Origin of the sequence: Cruoricaptor ignavus, from assembly GCF_014961145.1 — a bacterium.
GTDB classification, from domain to species: domain Bacteria; phylum Bacteroidota; class Bacteroidia; order Flavobacteriales; family Weeksellaceae; genus Cruoricaptor; species Cruoricaptor ignavus.
Map to the genome: position 1 here is coordinate 894,275 of NZ_CP063145.1, position 14,753 is coordinate 909,027.

The 14,753-nt window shown below is 48.6% G+C and carries 15 protein-coding genes and 1 pseudogene; 8 read left to right on the plus strand and 8 right to left on the minus strand.

Features of this window, described 5'->3' with window-relative positions; genetic code table 11:
• Positions 1-49: 49 nt before the first annotated feature.
• The 3 genes and pseudogenes from IMZ16_RS04225 (at position 50) to IMZ16_RS04240 (ending at position 6,356) form a co-directional block, all read left to right on the plus strand.
• A pseudogene (locus IMZ16_RS04225) lies at positions 50-4,458 on the plus strand (CusA/CzcA family heavy metal efflux RND transporter).
• Positions 4,459-4,476: 18 nt separating this feature from the next.
• Positions 4,477-5,616: an efflux RND transporter periplasmic adaptor subunit gene (locus IMZ16_RS04235; RefSeq protein WP_227411562.1), complete on the plus strand. Its 1,140-nt coding sequence runs from the start codon at positions 4,477-4,479 to the stop codon at positions 5,614-5,616.
• A 20-nt stretch (positions 5,617-5,636) separates the two neighbouring features.
• Entirely contained in the window at positions 5,637-6,356 is a 720-nt protein-coding gene (locus tag IMZ16_RS04240) for a VIT1/CCC1 transporter family protein (RefSeq protein WP_193440631.1), read from the plus strand.
• A 5-nt stretch (positions 6,357-6,361) separates the two neighbouring features.
• Here the strand turns inward: IMZ16_RS04240 and IMZ16_RS04245 are convergent, their stop codons facing one another.
• Both IMZ16_RS04245 and IMZ16_RS04250 read right to left on the minus strand, forming a co-directional pair.
• Positions 6,362-6,739, minus strand: coding sequence for a VOC family protein (locus IMZ16_RS04245; protein WP_193440632.1), 378 nt, complete (start codon positions 6,737-6,739; stop codon positions 6,362-6,364).
• Positions 6,740-6,822: 83 nt separating this feature from the next.
• Complete coding sequence (locus IMZ16_RS04250; protein WP_193440633.1) at positions 6,823-7,629, minus strand: AraC family transcriptional regulator; 807 nt, start codon at positions 7,627-7,629, stop codon at positions 6,823-6,825.
• Between the two features lie 315 nt (positions 7,630-7,944).
• On the opposite strand from IMZ16_RS04250, the gene IMZ16_RS10340 reads away from it, so the two are divergent.
• The 3 genes from IMZ16_RS10340 to IMZ16_RS04260 are packed head-to-tail and all read left to right on the plus strand — an operon-like array spanning position 7,945 to position 9,452.
• Positions 7,945-8,412: a hypothetical protein gene (locus IMZ16_RS10340; RefSeq protein WP_227411563.1), complete on the plus strand. Its 468-nt coding sequence runs from the start codon at positions 7,945-7,947 to the stop codon at positions 8,410-8,412.
• Entirely contained in the window at positions 8,403-8,987 is a 585-nt protein-coding gene (locus IMZ16_RS10345; RefSeq protein ID WP_227411564.1) for a hypothetical protein, read from the plus strand. Before IMZ16_RS10340 ends, IMZ16_RS10345 begins: the two co-directional genes overlap by 10 nt.
• 36 nt (positions 8,988-9,023) lie before the next feature.
• A complete protein-coding gene (locus IMZ16_RS04260; protein WP_193440634.1) occupies positions 9,024-9,452 on the plus strand; it encodes a hypothetical protein in 429 nt (142 codons plus the stop codon).
• 19 nt (positions 9,453-9,471) lie between these two features.
• On the opposite strand, the gene IMZ16_RS04265 is transcribed toward IMZ16_RS04260, so the two are convergent.
• Genes IMZ16_RS04265 through IMZ16_RS04275 form a run of 3 tightly spaced genes read right to left on the minus strand, consistent with a single transcriptional unit; the run spans position 9,472 to position 11,319 of the window.
• Positions 9,472-10,284, minus strand: coding sequence for a TPM domain-containing protein (locus tag IMZ16_RS04265; RefSeq protein WP_193440635.1), 813 nt, complete (start codon positions 10,282-10,284; stop codon positions 9,472-9,474).
• Positions 10,265-10,714, minus strand: a complete 450-nt coding sequence (locus tag IMZ16_RS04270; RefSeq protein WP_073177293.1) for a TPM domain-containing protein — start codon at positions 10,712-10,714, stop codon at positions 10,265-10,267. Before IMZ16_RS04270 ends, IMZ16_RS04265 begins: the two co-directional genes overlap by 20 nt.
• Positions 10,714-11,319, minus strand: coding sequence for a LemA family protein (locus IMZ16_RS04275; RefSeq protein WP_073177951.1), 606 nt, complete (start codon positions 11,317-11,319; stop codon positions 10,714-10,716). The genes IMZ16_RS04270 and IMZ16_RS04275 overlap by 1 nt, the downstream gene beginning before the upstream one ends.
• Before the next feature lie 73 nt (positions 11,320-11,392).
• On the opposite strand from IMZ16_RS04275, the gene IMZ16_RS04280 reads away from it, so the two are divergent.
• Both IMZ16_RS04280 and IMZ16_RS04285 read left to right on the plus strand, forming a co-directional pair.
• Positions 11,393-11,887 (plus strand): dihydrofolate reductase, encoded by a 495-nt coding sequence (locus IMZ16_RS04280; protein ID WP_193440636.1) that lies wholly within the window; start codon positions 11,393-11,395, stop codon positions 11,885-11,887.
• 89 nt (positions 11,888-11,976) lie between these two features.
• Positions 11,977-12,546 (plus strand): hypothetical protein, encoded by a 570-nt coding sequence (locus IMZ16_RS04285; RefSeq protein ID WP_073177297.1) that lies wholly within the window; start codon positions 11,977-11,979, stop codon positions 12,544-12,546.
• 18 nt (positions 12,547-12,564) lie between these two features.
• Here the strand turns inward: IMZ16_RS04285 and IMZ16_RS04290 are convergent, their stop codons facing one another.
• Genes IMZ16_RS04290 through IMZ16_RS04300 form a run of 3 tightly spaced genes read right to left on the minus strand, consistent with a single transcriptional unit; the run spans position 12,565 to position 14,724 of the window.
• Positions 12,565-13,221, minus strand: a complete 657-nt coding sequence (locus IMZ16_RS04290) for a trimeric intracellular cation channel family protein (protein WP_193440637.1) — start codon at positions 13,219-13,221, stop codon at positions 12,565-12,567.
• A 46-nt stretch (positions 13,222-13,267) separates the two neighbouring features.
• Complete coding sequence (gene coaD / locus IMZ16_RS04295; RefSeq protein ID WP_073177303.1) at positions 13,268-13,726, minus strand: pantetheine-phosphate adenylyltransferase; 459 nt, start codon at positions 13,724-13,726, stop codon at positions 13,268-13,270.
• A gap of 2 nt (positions 13,727-13,728) precedes the next feature.
• Positions 13,729-14,724, minus strand: coding sequence for a D-alanine--D-alanine ligase (locus tag IMZ16_RS04300; RefSeq protein ID WP_193440638.1), 996 nt, complete (start codon positions 14,722-14,724; stop codon positions 13,729-13,731).
• Positions 14,725-14,753: the final 29 nt, after the last annotated feature.

Genomic DNA, 14,753 nt, shown 5'->3' on the forward strand with positions numbered 1-14,753 from the left:
TCTTCAGATTATTTTCAATAAAAAAACCAACTGTTTAAAAAGAAACCTTATGCTCAATAAAATCATTGAATTTTCCATAAAAAATAAATTCATCATCATCCTGATGACTTTGGGCCTAATATCGTTCGGCATTTACGAAACCACAAAATTGCCCATCGATGCAGTGCCAGACATCACGGACAATCAGGTGCAAATCATCACCGTTTCGCCAAGTCTTGGCGCGCCAGATGTAGAGCGCTTCATCACATTCCCGCTGGAACAGGCGAACAACAACATCGAAGGCATAAAGGAAATGCGCAGTTTTTCGCGCTTCGGTTTGTCGGTCATTACCATCGTTTTTGATGAAAAAATAAATGTTCACCTTGCAAGGCAGCAGGTTGCAGAACGGCTGCAGCAGGTTTCCACGGAAATTCCGCAAAATTTGGGAACGCCTACAATGGCACCGATTTCCACAGGCCTCGGCGAAATTTACCAATACATCATCCGCCCAAAAAAAGGCTACGAGCACCGCTACAACGCGATGGAGCTGCGCACCATACAGGATTGGATTGTGCGGCGGCAATTGCTGGGCACCGAAGGTGTAGCCGATGTGGCAAGTTTCGGCGGAGATTTGAAACAGTATGAAGTCGCTGTAAATCCTGCATCGCTGAAAGCAATGGGCGTCACGATTTCGGAAGTGTTCGATGCGCTTTCTGCCAACAACCAAAACACGGGTGGTGCCTATATTGAGAAGGCTGCCAGTGCTCTATTCATCCGAACGGAAGGCCTGCTTGCCAACATTCAGGATATTGAAAATACCGTCATCAAAAACCTGGACGACGGCACGCCGATTTACATCAAAAACATCGGCAAAGTGCAGCTGGGAAAGGCGGTGCGCTACGGTGCGATGACCTACAACGGTGAAGGCGAAGTGGCTGGCGCTGTGGTGATGATGATGAAGGACGCGAACTCAAACCAGGTGATAGCCGATGTGAAAGCGCGCGTTGCAGAAATCCAGAAAACGCTTCCGGAAGGCGTAGTCATCGAGCCGTTTCTCGACCGCACAAAAATGGTGAACAACGCCATCAGCACCGTGAAGAAAAACCTGATGGAAGGCGCGCTGATTGTAGTCTTCGTGCTGGTGCTGTTTCTCGGGAATTTCCGCGCCGGTTTTCTCGTGGCATCCGTCATTCCGCTTTCGATGCTGTTTGCCATCATTATGATGAACATCTTCGGTGTCTCGGGCAATCTGATGAGCCTCGGTGCGCTGGATTTTGGGCTGATAGTGGATGGCGCCGTCATCATCGTAGAAGCCGTGCTGCACAGGTTCCACCAAATTCCGGGCATCACGCAGCAGAAAATTTCGCAGAAAACAATGGACAGGGAAGTGCAGGCTTCGGCTTCGAAAATGATGAATTCCGCAGTGTTCGGGCAAATGATCATCCTGATAGTTTACCTGCCGATTCTCACGCTGGAAGGCATCGAAGGCAAGATGTTCAAGCCAATGGCACAAACCGTAATCTTCGCACTGCTGGGCGCTTTCATCCTTTCGCTTACCTACATTCCGATGATGAGCTCGCTGGTTTTGTCCAGGAAAATTTCCGGCAAAAAAACCATTTCCGATAAAATGATGGAAAAAGCGGAAAGCCTTTACGAGAAATGGCTGGCGAAGATTCTGCAAGTTCCGAAGCTCGTGTTTATCGGCGTTTCAATATTGTTCGGAATTTCCATTTTTGTAATGTCAAGGTTGGGCGGCGAATTTATCCCTACGCTTCCGGAAGGCGATTTTGCGGTGGATACCAGGGTTTTGCCGGGCAGCAATCTCAAAACTTCAACCGAAGCGGTTTTGCAGTCGCAGAAAGTTTTGCTGAAAAAATTTCCCGAGATTGAAAAAATCGTGGGCAAAACCGGAAGCTCAGAAATCCCTACCGATCCTATGCCCATCGATGCCAGCGATATGATGATCATCCTAAAACCGCGAAAGGAATGGACTTCCGCGAAAACTTACGATGAGCTTGCCGAGAAAATGACGGAAGAACTGCAGCGCAACATCATCGGCGTTACTTATTCCTTCCAATATCCGGTGAATTTGCGCTTCAACGAGCTGATGAGCGGTGCAAGGCAAGATGTGGTGTGCAAGATTTTCGGCGAAGATCTGGATTCGCTGAAAGTTTATGCGGAAAAACTCGGCGAAATTTCCAAAAAAGTAAAAGGTGCACAAAATATTTTCGTAGAGCCAATTTCCGGAATTCCGCAGATTGTCATCACCTACAATCGTGCCGCGCTTTCGCAGTACGGGCTGAACCTTGGCGATGTGAACAACATTGTGAACACGGCTTTTGCAGGTCAAGCCGCAGGCTCGGTGTACGAAGGCGAGAAGAAATTTGATTTGGTGGTAAGGCTGGATGAAGAGCAGCGGCAGAATCTGGAAAATGTGAGCAACCTGCTGATTTCTACACCTTCCGGAATCGAAATTCCGCTGAGCGCCGTAGCACAGGTGGAGCTGAAGGAAAGCGTGAACCAGATTCAGCGGGAAAATGCGCAACGCAGAATCATCGTGGGCTTCAATGTGCGCAACCGTGACATCCAATCCACCGTGGCAGATTTGCAGAAGGAAGTGGAGCAAAACCTGAAACTTCCTGCCGGATATTCCGTGAGTTACGGCGGCACTTTTGAAAATCTGCAGCAGGCAAAGGCACGGCTTGGCATCGCAGTTCCGGTGAGTTTGCTACTGATTTTGCTGATGCTGTATTTCGCCTTTCGCTCCGTGAAATACGGCCTGCTGATTTTCACGGCCATTCCGCTTTCTGCAATTGGTGGCATTTTTGCGCTGTGGCTTCGCGGAATGAATTTCAGCATTTCTGCAGGCGTAGGTTTCATCGCGCTTTTCGGCGTTGCGGTTTTGAACGGAATTGTCTTGGTGGCGGAATTTAACCGGCAGAAACAATTACACAGCGATTTAAAATCCGTGGTAAAAGCCGGCGGAATCACTAGATTGAGACCGGTTTTGATGACCGCATTCGTAGCATCGCTCGGTTTTTTGCCGATGGCACTTTCGCAGGGTGAAGGTGCAGAGGTGCAAAGGCCTTTGGCCACGGTAGTTATCGGCGGTTTGATGCTTGCCACATTTCTCACGCTGTTTCTGCTGCCAATTATGTACATTTGGTTCGAGACGCATTTTCCCAACAAAGAACGGAAATCGGAAACCGAAGCCGATGAAGAATTAATTGTTTCACCAAACAACGAAATCTGATGAAAATTTTGTTCAAGAAATATGTTTTAGCCTTCATAATTTTAAATGCTCAGCAAGCGTTTTCACAAATTCCTATTTCGCTGGAAACCGCTGTGGATAAGGCTTTTCAGAATAATCTCACTTTGCAGAACGGATTGCTGAAAATTGAGTATCAAGACAAGATCCGCAGTTCTTACCGTGAAATTGAGCCGCTACAAATTACCGCAGAATTAGGGCAGATGAATTCCATTTATTTTGACAACCGGTTTTCCGCCACGCAAACTTTCCGTTTGCCGAAATTCTACAACGCACAAAAAATGGTGCTGGAAGAAGAGTGGAAAAATGCAGGGATGCATCTCGAAATTCAGAAATGGCAGCTAAGAAGAGAACTGGCGCTGATTTACAACAACCTGAATTACCTCGATGAAAAGGAAAAACTGCTGCAGCAAGCCGATAGCATTTACCGTAATTTTTTTCGAAACGCAGAACTCAGACTAAAAGCCGGCGAAAGCAGCATCCTGGAAAAAACCACGGCTGAAGCCTACCGCAGCGAAGCGCAAATGCAGCTAAACGGCATCAGGAAAGACAGGGAAATTCTGCTGTTTCAGTTCAACAATCTGATAAATGATGCGGAAAAATTCACGAATGAAAGCGGTAGTTTTTTCAGCCAGGACCTGATGCCGTTGCTGGAAAATTTTGGTGAAAATTCCTTTGTGTTGCGCCAGCTTCAGCAGCAGAAAAATATTGAAGACGCAAGATTGGAAGCCGAGAAAGCGAAACTTTTGCCGAGCTTCAGCATTGGCGTAAATTCGATGACGATGAAGGGTGCTGGTGCGGATAATAAGGAGTACGATTACTCGAAACGCTTTCACAGCGCGGTAATTGGCGTGGCGATTCCGCTGTTTACAGGTGCGCAGAAATCCGTGATTGAAGGCCAGAAAATCAACCAGCAAATTGCGGAAAATAACTATGCCATCGGGCTGAAACAGCTGCAAAACCAGTATGCGCAGAGCTTTGGCGAATTTGAAAAACTAAAATCGGAAGTGGATTATTACAAAACGGCGGGCATTGCCAATGCGGAAAAAATTCTGTTCACCGCCAATCTTCTGCTGAAGGAAGGCGAAACGGATTATCTGGAATATTCCATTTTGGTGAATCAGGCGCTGGAAATTAAAAACAAATACATCGATGCACAGAAGCTGCTCAACGAAAAAATCATCGAGCTGAATGCATTGCACAATCAATAAAAATTAACCATAAAATTTATGAAAATGAAAAATTTCATCATAGCGTTTCTTGCGTTGGCAACGCTTTTTTCCTGCAAGCAAACTGAGGAGAAAGCGCAGGAACAATCTGCCATTTCTGCAGATGGCAACCAAATAACGCTCACGGAATTGCAGAAGAAAAACGCCGGAATTGAAGTGGCAACGCTTGAAAATCAGGACATTGCACACAAAATTCTGCTGAACGGTACGATAGATGTGCCGCCGCAAAGTATGGCGAGCGTTTCGTCTCAGCTGGGCGGCATTGTGAAATCCGCAAATTTTCTTCCCGGCAATTTCGTAAAACGCGGGCAAACCCTTGCCGTGATTGAAAATCCTGAAATGGTGCAGATGCAGCAGGATTACCTTCAGGCGAAAGCCAATCATAACCTGGCAAGGCAGAATGCGGAACGCCAAAGCTACCTGAGCAAACATCAGGCGGTTTCTGCAAAACAGGCACAAATTGCGCAAACCGAAGCGCAGACGCAGAACATTGCAGTGCAGGGTTTGGCGGCAAGGCTCTCGGCAATTGGTGTGAATCCGAACAGCGTTTCTTCGGGAAGCATCCAAAGAACGATGGCGGTACGGTCGCCAATTTCTGGCTATATTTCCAAGGTGAACACGAATGTTGGGCAATATGCTGCGCCGGCAGAAATTCTGTTTGAAGTGGTGAACACCGATCATCTGCACCTGGCACTGAAAGTTTTTGAAAAAGATTTGAGCAAAATTTCCGTAGGACAGCGCATTTACGCCTTTACCAATGATAATCCTGAGAAGAAATATCCTGCGGAAATCAAGGTGATTTCCAAAGATTTCGATGCGGATAAAAGCGTGATGATTTACGCGCATTTTCTGGAAAAAGATCCGGCCTTAATTCCTGGAACCTTTATGAATGCTGAGGTGGAAACCGATATGCACCAGGGCCTTGCGGTGCCTGATGATGCGGTGGTAAGCTGGGAAGGCAGGCAGTATATCTTTGAAGAAGTGGCGCAGAATACATACCGGATGTTCCCAGTTTCCATCGGAAATTCTGAAAACGGTTTTACGCAGCTGGTGAATTTTGATGTGAATAATGCCTCGAAAAAGTTTGTAACGAAGGGCGCTTACCAACTTCTGATGGCGCTGAAAAATGAGGAAGAGTAAAGATTTTTAAATTTGAAACGATGAAAGAAAATAAGGATATCACGCTGGAAAATCATCTGGACAACCACTTCATCAACCGCACCAACTGGCTTCGTGCGGCGGTTTTAGGTGCGAACGATGCGATAATTTCCTTATCCAGTTTGGCAATTGGCGTTGCCGCTGCAAGCACGACCAGAGAGCCGATTCTGCTTGCCACTACAGCGGGTCTGGTGGCTGGTGTCATCTCGATGGCTGCTGGTGAATATGTGTCCGTAAGTTCGCAGACCGACATTGAAACAGCCGACATTGAGCGCGAAAGGCAGGAGCTGCAGGAAATGCCCGCAGAAGAACTGGAAATGCTGACGCAGATTTACCAAAAGCGCGGACTGAAGCGGGAAATAGCGATGACGGTGGCCAGAGAACTTACGGAAAAAGATGCCTTGGCAGCGCACATCCGTGATGAACTGGGCATCACGGAAACCAGCCAGGCCAATCCTATGCAGGCGGCCTTTGCTTCAGGTGCAGCCTTTAGTTGCGGCGGCATTATGCCACTGCTCGTCACGCTTTTCGCACCGGTGGAAGGTATGGAATACTGGCTGTACGGCTTCACGATTTTATTCCTCATCATTCTCGGCGTGATTTCAGCGAAAACCGGCGGCTCAAGCGTTCCGAAAGCCATCGTCCGCATCACGATTTGGGGAACGGTGGCGATGATTTTGTCTGCCTTAGTGGGCTATCTCTTTGGCGTGAATGTGAGTTGAGAGATTTATTCTGCAGCGGTGTAGGTCGTGAAATCAATCGGCACATTGTTCGGGTCCATTATCACGAAATGCCTTTCGCCCCAAGGTTCATCGCGGATGTCCAGATAGATTTCCACGCCTTTTTGCTTAAGCTCGTGGTAGTAGGCATCCACATCGTCCACCTCAATGTTCAGGTAAATGCCCTTGCCATCGTAGGCTGGGTGAAAAATCGGATCCTGGCTCGGGTGATTCGGCATCAGGAAGCTGATTTCAGAACCTCCGTTCGGCGTGCTCATCAGGATGAAAAAATCCGCCTCGTACACTACGGAAAAATTCAAAACTTCCTTGTAAAATCTTTTCGATTCCTCTAAATTCTGCGTAATAATTCCCGGTTTCAGTTGCATTGTGGTAAAAATTTTATGGGTGATTTAATGCCGCAAAATTCAAAATATTCCCTCACCGGAAATTGTAAAAAACGGACATTATTTTATTCTGAAAATGCTTCGCCCGGCGTGATGCCGTAAAAAGTTTTGAACTCTTTTATAAAATGCGCCTGGTCGTGGTAGCTTTCATCAAAAAATATTTTCCTCCGCTGCAAACCAGAAGATGAAAGCTGCTGCCTGAGCATCGTTTGCAGCCGGACAACCTGACTGAAAATTTTCGGCGAAGCACCAATGTAATATTCAAAATACCGCCTCAGTTGCCGCTCGCTCAATCCGGTGTCAATGTCGCCAATTTTAATGTTGCCGCCGGATTTTAAAATCATGGCCAGCGCGTTGTAAAATCGCTGGTCTTCTACAAAATCAATATTCTGCAGTTTCTTTTTTAGAAAATCGTCAAGTGAATTGATGACCTTATCAGAATGCAATTCCGGTGGGATGTTTGAAATAAAAGTTGCGAAATCCGGAAGGATGTGCCGTAATTCCACTTCGGAATTGTGCAGTTGCCTGGCATTAATCCGGAACATTTGCGAGAAAAAAGACGGCAGAAAGCGTATCCCGAAATACCGAAATTTTCTGCCTAAATTGAATTGCACAAACTTTCGGCAGAAGCCCATCGTGTAGCTTTCCGCAGGGTTCATCCTGTTGAAATACACATCGGTGCAGCCGTCGGCAACCACTCTGTACACATAATCCTCAGCAAGCGGTTTTTCCGAATAAAGTTCCCAATAGCAAAAGACGGCGTGCTGCAAATGCTTTGCAGGAGGGTACTCCTCATAGCCAACGGCATCGTTGCTGCCGGAATCCGGCTGCTGCGGTACATAGAAATTTCTGATGACGGAGAAGGTATCCATAAAATTATCAGTGAAGGTAGGAAATTGCTGAGGAACGGAGCATAGATTGTCGTAAATTTAGCGCATCCAAATTCTTCCGAGCTTTCAAGTAAAAGAATGCGCAGAAAAAGTTTCCGGAGCAGGAACACCACGTGACTTCATCAGCTTCAATACGGCGGAAATCAAGGTAATCCGCTTTAATGAAGCGGTGGAGAACTGCAGCGAGATTAATGACGAGGTTTACCAGCCCGCTGAAATGACGCCACTGTACGATGCCGATGTAGTGCAGAATTTCTTCCAGCCGGATGAAGATTAATACGGGATTCCCTTCGGTAAGTGAAGGGAATATTTCGTAATTTACGGCAGATTTCAACAACAAATCAAAATATCGTGTGGTTTCAGGATCTGGTGGGCTTCCAGGAAATATCGGCGGAGAATGTGCGGGAGAATATTGCGCTGGAAGGCGAGTTTTTGACTTCCGCGATAAACGGCAGAAGCTTGCGCTGTGGAAGGCTGGAAATCCCAACGCTGCAGGAATTGCGTGAGAGGATACCGCTTTCGGATTTCGCAGGGAAGATACAGGTGGAGGAAGTCGTGGGGGATGCGATGGCGCTGCACAAGGATATCGCCAATGAAAACGCGGTATTTCAGGCGGCATCGCAATTTAACCTGCTAGAAATGGTGGGCCCGGGCTCACGCCGGAAGCCGGAGTTGACGGCTACGAAAACGATAAGACTCAGGGGCCTGCCTGCGCCATTGCCTGTGGCGCGGGAACGATTTACCGGAACTACTTCGTGCCGCTGAATGGGAGGATTGGGCAAAGTGCTGATAATCAGATTGATTGCCTGGAGGAAATAGGCAGGGTCCTGGGGAATGACGGCGATAAACTTTGGGAGATGCGGAACGGCTACGCGATGTTTTCCGAGGAGGGCTTGGCCATCCTTAATGGACGGCTGGCGGATTTAACAGGTGGGGAACGCGAAAATCTGAAGGCGCAACTGAAGGTGGGCATACAGTGGAACACGGAAGTTACGGCGGCGGAAAGCGGACATACGGTGTCGCAGGTTTACTGTTCGGCATTGCCGGTGGGCTATCATTATTTCGGGGATTCATCGGCATTTGAGGCATTCTCTCGGCTGATATTGGAAGCCGCATACGAGGCCACATTTTATGCAGCGGTGGAAAACTGGCGGCGCGCGAAATCGCCCAAACTTTTCCTGACATTAGTTGGTGGCGGCGTTTTCGGAAACGAAACTTGCTGGATTCTGAATGCCATCAACATCAGCCTTGAAAAATTCTGCGAAGTTCCGCTGGAAGTCAAGGTGGTGAGCTACGGGAGTTTGAATAGTCAGCTAGGGACGTTCTGCCAAAAGTTTTAAATTTACACATCTCAAACTTTAAATCTTTGACCAAGTATGTTCCGAAGAATATTTCCCGTGCTGATGATTGCTTTAGTAATTTCCTGTGAATCAAAAAATTCCGGGAAGGTGGAAGGTGAGGTAGACAGCCAGAATGCTGAAAGTTTTGAGCTGATAGAAAAAGTGGAGGCACTGGATCTATCGGTGGAGGGTGCGCAGATTGCTTTGCTGAGAAATAATGCCAATGCGGACTCGCTGATTAAGGCGGAAATTTACGGAGAAACCGGGCAGTCGGAATATGAGTTTTATTTTAACGGCAAGCTCAATCAGGCGAAGGAAAAGCGCTTCCGCTATAGGCAGCACCTGAACGAAAACAGCAATCCGGAGCTGATTCCAGACGGTGAGCAGACGCTGGAAACTTCCAAGGAATCAGCGGAAGAGCTGACCGCACTTTATAAAACCTGCAGAGATAAACTAGGAATTTAAAACCTTAAAATTCAGAACATTACCAGCTCCCCGAGGCACCTCCGCCACCGAAGCTTCCCCCTCCTCCGAAGCCGCCAAAGCCGCCAAAGGAGCCGCCGCCGCGCCCGAAAGAGCCACCGCCAAAACCCCCACCCATAGGCGGATACGGGAAGAAGCCACCGGTAACCACACGCCTGCCGCGCCGCGAAAGAATCACATCGTCACCGCGGCGGTATCCCCTGCCTCCGCCTCCTCCGCCGAACAGTATGCGCAGGATGATGAGAATGATAAACAAGGTAAGGAGGAAGCGCACAAGATCGAAAGCTTCGGGCCCGGGCTGTTTTGCTTTCGGGCTGAATTTCCCCTGTACCGCCTCCATAATCGCGGAAGTCCCCCGATTGATGCCCTCGTAATAATTGCCCTGCCGGAAATGCGGCGTCACGATATAATCGAGAATCTGCCCGGCTACGGATGCCGTGAGGTACTGCTCCACTGCCCTGCCCTGCTGGATGCTCATCGTGCGGTCTTCCGTGGCTATGAGAAACACCACGCCGTTATCCACGCCCTTCTGCCCTATCTGCCATTTCTGCCCGAACATTGTGGCGAGGAAATTCACATCCTCGCCTTTTGTGGAAGGTATGATGATGACCTCGATCTGAGTAGAGGTAGAATCTGCAAAGGCAATAAGCTTTCTGTTCAATGCCTGCCGCTCCTCGGGGCTCAGGATGCCCGCCTCATCGTACACGGGATAGAGGACCGCGGGCTTTTCGGGAATGCGGTACTGAGCAAAGGCACAGAACCCGCTGAAGAAAAAAGATAAAAGTAAAAGGATTTTATGAAAATGTGATCTCATCCGGGAGTTCATTGATATTATTTTCTTCGGAAGGAAAGAATTTCTTCAGTTCCTTGCCGGTCACCAGCACGGCATCCCTGAGGGCAGAGAAATAATTGCCCCGCTGAAACTCTGCCGTAATCTCATCGTGCAGCCGGTCCCAGAAGCTCTGATGCACTTCTCTGTGGATGCCCTCGTCCCCGATGATGGTAAGGTACCGCTGCTCGAAATTCACATGGAAAAGCACGCCGTTGCGCTCTGCGGTTTTGTCCATCCCCAGCCGCTGAAAGGCAGCATAAGCCACTTTGGCATTATCCCTCGGCTCGTCGGTGATTTCGTCTGTGGTGTTGTCTATGTGGATACGGATCTCTCCGGAGGTGTGGCCTTCCGCTACCTGAATAGCCTCCACGAGGGAGGCCATTTCTTCGTCAGATAAATACTCCGTCATAATTATTTAAAAACTTCCGGAGCAGTTTCTGCACCTGCTGCAGCCTTAAAGTACGGCTTCTCCCTTTTATTGGTGAAATTCGCAAGGATGTTGTTTGGGAATGTGCTGATGGTAGTATTATAATCCTGTGCCGCCTCGTTGTAGTACACCGTTTCCGTGCGGATGCTGTTTTCAATGGCGGTATATTCCCGCTGGAAGTTGATGTACTGCTGGTCGGCTTTCAAGTTGGGGTACTGCTCTACCACCGCCATCAGCCTGCTGAGGGCTCCCGTGAGCTGCCCCTGCGCCGCCTGAAATCTCGCCATATCCTGCTCAGTCATATTCGTAGGGTCCACGGTCACGGAAGTCGCTCTGGAGCGGGCTTCTATAACATTGGTAAGTGTCTCCTGCTCAAACTGGGAGTAGGATTTTACAGCCCTCTCCAGGTTGGGGATCAGGTTCGCGCGTTTTTGGTAAACAGTCTCCACATTACTCCATTTGGAGTTTACATTCTGCTCCTTCGTCACGAAAGTATTGTAGCCATTCTTAGCCCACATAAAAAGAATCCCGCCGATTACCAGCAGCGCTATGCCGATGGTGCCCGCGCTCATACAGCCTCTGTTTCTCATAGTATTTTTTATAAAAGATTTGCGAGCGCCAATATACAAATAATGTGCTAAATTTGTTAAAAATTTCAAAAAATTGATAACAGCCGTAGTTGCGATGGGCAAAAACCGAGGGATCGGGTTTCAAAACCGCATGCCCTGGCACCTCCCGAACGACCTGAAGCATTTTAAAAAAATCACCTCCGGGCATCCCGTAATTATGGGGCGAAAGACTTATGAAAGCATCGGGAAGCCGCTGCCCAACCGCACGAATATCGTGGTTTCCTCCCGGGAGGGCTGGTTTGAGGAAGGCATCCTGATTGTGGGAACGATAAAGGAAGCCTTAAAATTTGCAAAAAAGATTGATGAGGATGTCTGCATCATAGGCGGCGGGAGAATTTTTGAGCAGACGATGGATTTAACGGACGCACTGGAGGTCACGGTGATAGATGCCGAGCCGGAGGCGGATGTATTTTTCCCTGAAATTAATGAAAATAAGTTCCGCAAAGTTTCGGAAGAATGCCACGCTGCGGATGAGAAGCACGCGTACGGCTACTGCTTCCAGCGTTGGGAAAGAATCAAAGATGAATGATTTCCACGATTTGAAAAATAGCGCTTTGCGCTTTAGCGTGAAAACCAAACTTTTAATTATTGCTTTCTATCTTTGCACGAAATCTATCTATGAACAAAAATATAAAACCGGCCATCGCCGCACTGCTCATTCTGGCGGGGCTTTATATGATGATTTTTACGCGCAGCTTCGGCTGGGGCCTCGTGGTGTTCCTGCTTTCCGCCTTCCCGATCCTGCTATACTTTAAAAACGAATACATCCTGCTGGCTTTTTGGCAACTAAGGAAGCAAAATATGCCGAAAGCCGCCGAGTGGCTGGGCAACATAAAAGATTATAAAAAACAGCTGCACAAATCGCAGTACGGCTATTATCATTACCTGACCGGGCTAACTCTTGCGCAGGATACGCCGGCGAAGGTAGAGCCTTATATGAAAAAGGCTCTGGATTACGGATTGAATTTCAAGCACGACAGGGCTATGGCAACGCTAAACCTCGCAGCCGTGGCAATTTCCAAAGGAAGAAGGCAGGAAGGGCAGCGCCTGCTGGAGGAAGCGAAGAAGCTGGACTCCGCCGGTATGATGACCGATCAAATTAAAATGCTGAGAGACCAGCTGAAAATGCCCACAATGCAGAAACATATGCACAACCCGCATATGCGCCAGCGCGGGAAATATTACTGATACATTGCCCCATCCCCCTTACAGGTCGGGACTGTTTTTTTCAGGGTTGCTGCGCGATTTTTCGTTTAAATAAAATTTGGGCATCTCCCAATGATACTTTACCGCCAGGGTGCGTATGGCGACAATCAGGAGGATGGTAAAAACCTGGCTTAACGGATCGGAAATGTTCGTGTACTCCCTTAGCAGCAGGTAGGCACCGCCCCCCACAAGGCACGCCGTGGCATATATTTCCTTCCTGAAAATCAGCGGGATGCGGTTTAGCAGCATATCTCGCACCACGCCGCCCACCACGCCTGTTATCATCCCCAGATTCAGGCTGATGATGGGATGCATCCCGGCTATCTGCCCCTTCTGAATACCGATAATGGTGAAAAGCCCGAGCCCAAAGCTATCGAAAATAAACATCGGTACCTGGAAATTCTGCTCCACCGATTTAAATATCATTGCAAAAATCGCAGAGAAGAATATTACGGCGCAGATCAGCATATCGTCCATCCAGAAAACCGGCACTCGCAGCAGCATATCGCGCAGGGTACCGCCGCCCACGGAGGTTACGAAGGCAATGATGAGCACCCCGAAGGGATCCAGCCGCCGCTGCATAGCCGCAAATGCGCCGGACATTGCAAAGGATATTGTGCCAAGAATGATGATAGCCAGGTTGAGCTGATCGTTCACAACCGAGAAAATTAAATTTAAAATTAGAATCTTACCACATTTAAAACTAGACCCTTACTACTTCCGGCACTAGGAGTTCGTATTCTCCGCCGTGGCTGATGATCTCCCGCACGATGCTGCTGCTGATGAAGGATTTGCCGGAGGATGTAAGGAGGAACACGGTCTCCAGCTTTTTATGGGCAAGCGTTCGGTTGGTATGGGCTATTGCTTTCTCAAACTCAAAATCGGCTGGGTTGCGCAGGCCGCGGAGTATGTAGCCGGCATTTTTCTGAAGGCAGTATTCTACCGTGAGATTGTCGAAAGAATCTACCTCAACATTTTTAAAATGCGCTGTGGCTTTCTCAATAAATTCCTTTCGCTTCTCCAGCGGGAACATATATTTTTTTTGGCTGTTCTGCCCTATCGCGATGATCAGCTTGTCAAAAAGCGGCGCGGCGCGCTCTATGATATCCAGATGGCCGAGCGTGATAGGATCAAACGAGCCCGGGAATACGGCAATTTTCATTATTACTTACTGATGGTTTTATGGTACGCTCTCTCTACCTCGTTTCCGCAGAGGTCTTTTATCGAAATGCCGTAGTGGCGCGCCTGCTGTGGCAGTATGGATGCCGGGGAAAAGCCCGGGTTGGTGTTCATCTCCAGCATATATGGTTCTCCGTTTACAAGGATAAACTCGCTGCGGGAAAAGCCGGACATACCCAGCGCTTTGTAGGCACGCCGCGCGGCTTCTTCTACCTTCCGGCGGGCGGCATCATCCAGCCGGGCGGGGGTTATCTCCTGTGAGGCTCCTTCGTATTTCGCTTCATAATCGAAGAACTCATTTTCCGGGACTATTTCCGTAATGCCAAGCACCGTCACCTCCCCCCTGTAATCCACAACGCCAACGGAGACCTCCATACCGTCGAGAAATTCCTCCACGATCACCTCCTCATCCTCCTCAAATGCTCTCTGCAGCGCGGCGGGAATTTCTTCCGCTGTTTTCACTTTTGAAATGCCGAGGGAGGAGCCGCTGCGGTTGGGTTTTACGAAAAGCGGAAGCCCAAGTTTCGCTGTGATTTCCTCCGTCGGAATATCTTCATTTTTTTTTATGTAAATGCTCTCCGCAGATTTTATCCCGTACTTCGCCAGCACGGCGAGGGTGTCTTTTTTGTTAAAAGTGAGGGCGCTCTGGTAGAAGCCGCAGCCCGTGTAGCGCTGGCCTATGGTGTCCCAGTATGCCTGCAGCTCGCCGTTTTCTCCCGGCCTCCCGTGGATGATATTGAAGCAGACATCAAACTTCAGCCGGTATCCGCTCTGCATCTCCACGGAAAAATCTTCACGGCTGACAGGGGCCCTGTTGCCATTATCATCCAGGAAGTACCACTCATCCTGCAGGATCACCACCCTGTACACATTATAAAGCTCGCGGTCGAGGGAATCGTAAATCAGCTGCCCGCTTTTCAGGGAAACCTTGTATTCATCGGAGTAGCCGCCCATTACCACGGCTATATTCTTCTTTGTCATAATGCTGCATCAGCCAGTGGGGCAAATTT

Bases quoted from the DNA above. Each gene is read 5' to 3' on its own strand.
- IMZ16_RS04275 (WP_073177951.1), bottom strand. From the start codon at position 11,319: ATGAGAAACAGAGGCTGTATGAGCGCGGGCACCATCGGCATAGCGCTG.
- IMZ16_RS04240 (WP_193440631.1), top strand. From the start codon at position 5,637: ATGAAAGAAAATAAGGATATCACGCTGGAAAATCATCTGGACAACCAC.
- IMZ16_RS04285 (WP_073177297.1), top strand. From the start codon at position 11,977: ATGAACAAAAATATAAAACCGGCCATCGCCGCACTGCTCATTCTGGCG.
- IMZ16_RS04265 (WP_193440635.1), bottom strand. From the start codon at position 10,284: ATGAGATCACATTTTCATAAAATCCTTTTACTTTTATCTTTTTTCTTC.
- coaD (WP_073177303.1), bottom strand. From the start codon at position 13,726: ATGAAAATTGCCGTATTCCCGGGCTCGTTTGATCCTATCACGCTCGGC.
- IMZ16_RS04245 (WP_193440632.1), bottom strand. From the start codon at position 6,739: ATGCAACTGAAACCGGGAATTATTACGCAGAATTTAGAGGAATCGAAA.
- IMZ16_RS04300 (WP_193440638.1), bottom strand. From the start codon at position 14,724: ATGACAAAGAAGAATATAGCCGTGGTAATGGGCGGCTACTCCGATGAA.
- IMZ16_RS04250 (WP_193440633.1), bottom strand. From the start codon at position 7,629: ATGGATACCTTCTCCGTCATCAGAAATTTCTATGTACCGCAGCAGCCG.
- IMZ16_RS04235 (WP_227411562.1), top strand. From the start codon at position 4,477: ATGAAAATGAAAAATTTCATCATAGCGTTTCTTGCGTTGGCAACGCTT.
- IMZ16_RS04260 (WP_193440634.1), top strand. From the start codon at position 9,024: ATGTTCCGAAGAATATTTCCCGTGCTGATGATTGCTTTAGTAATTTCC.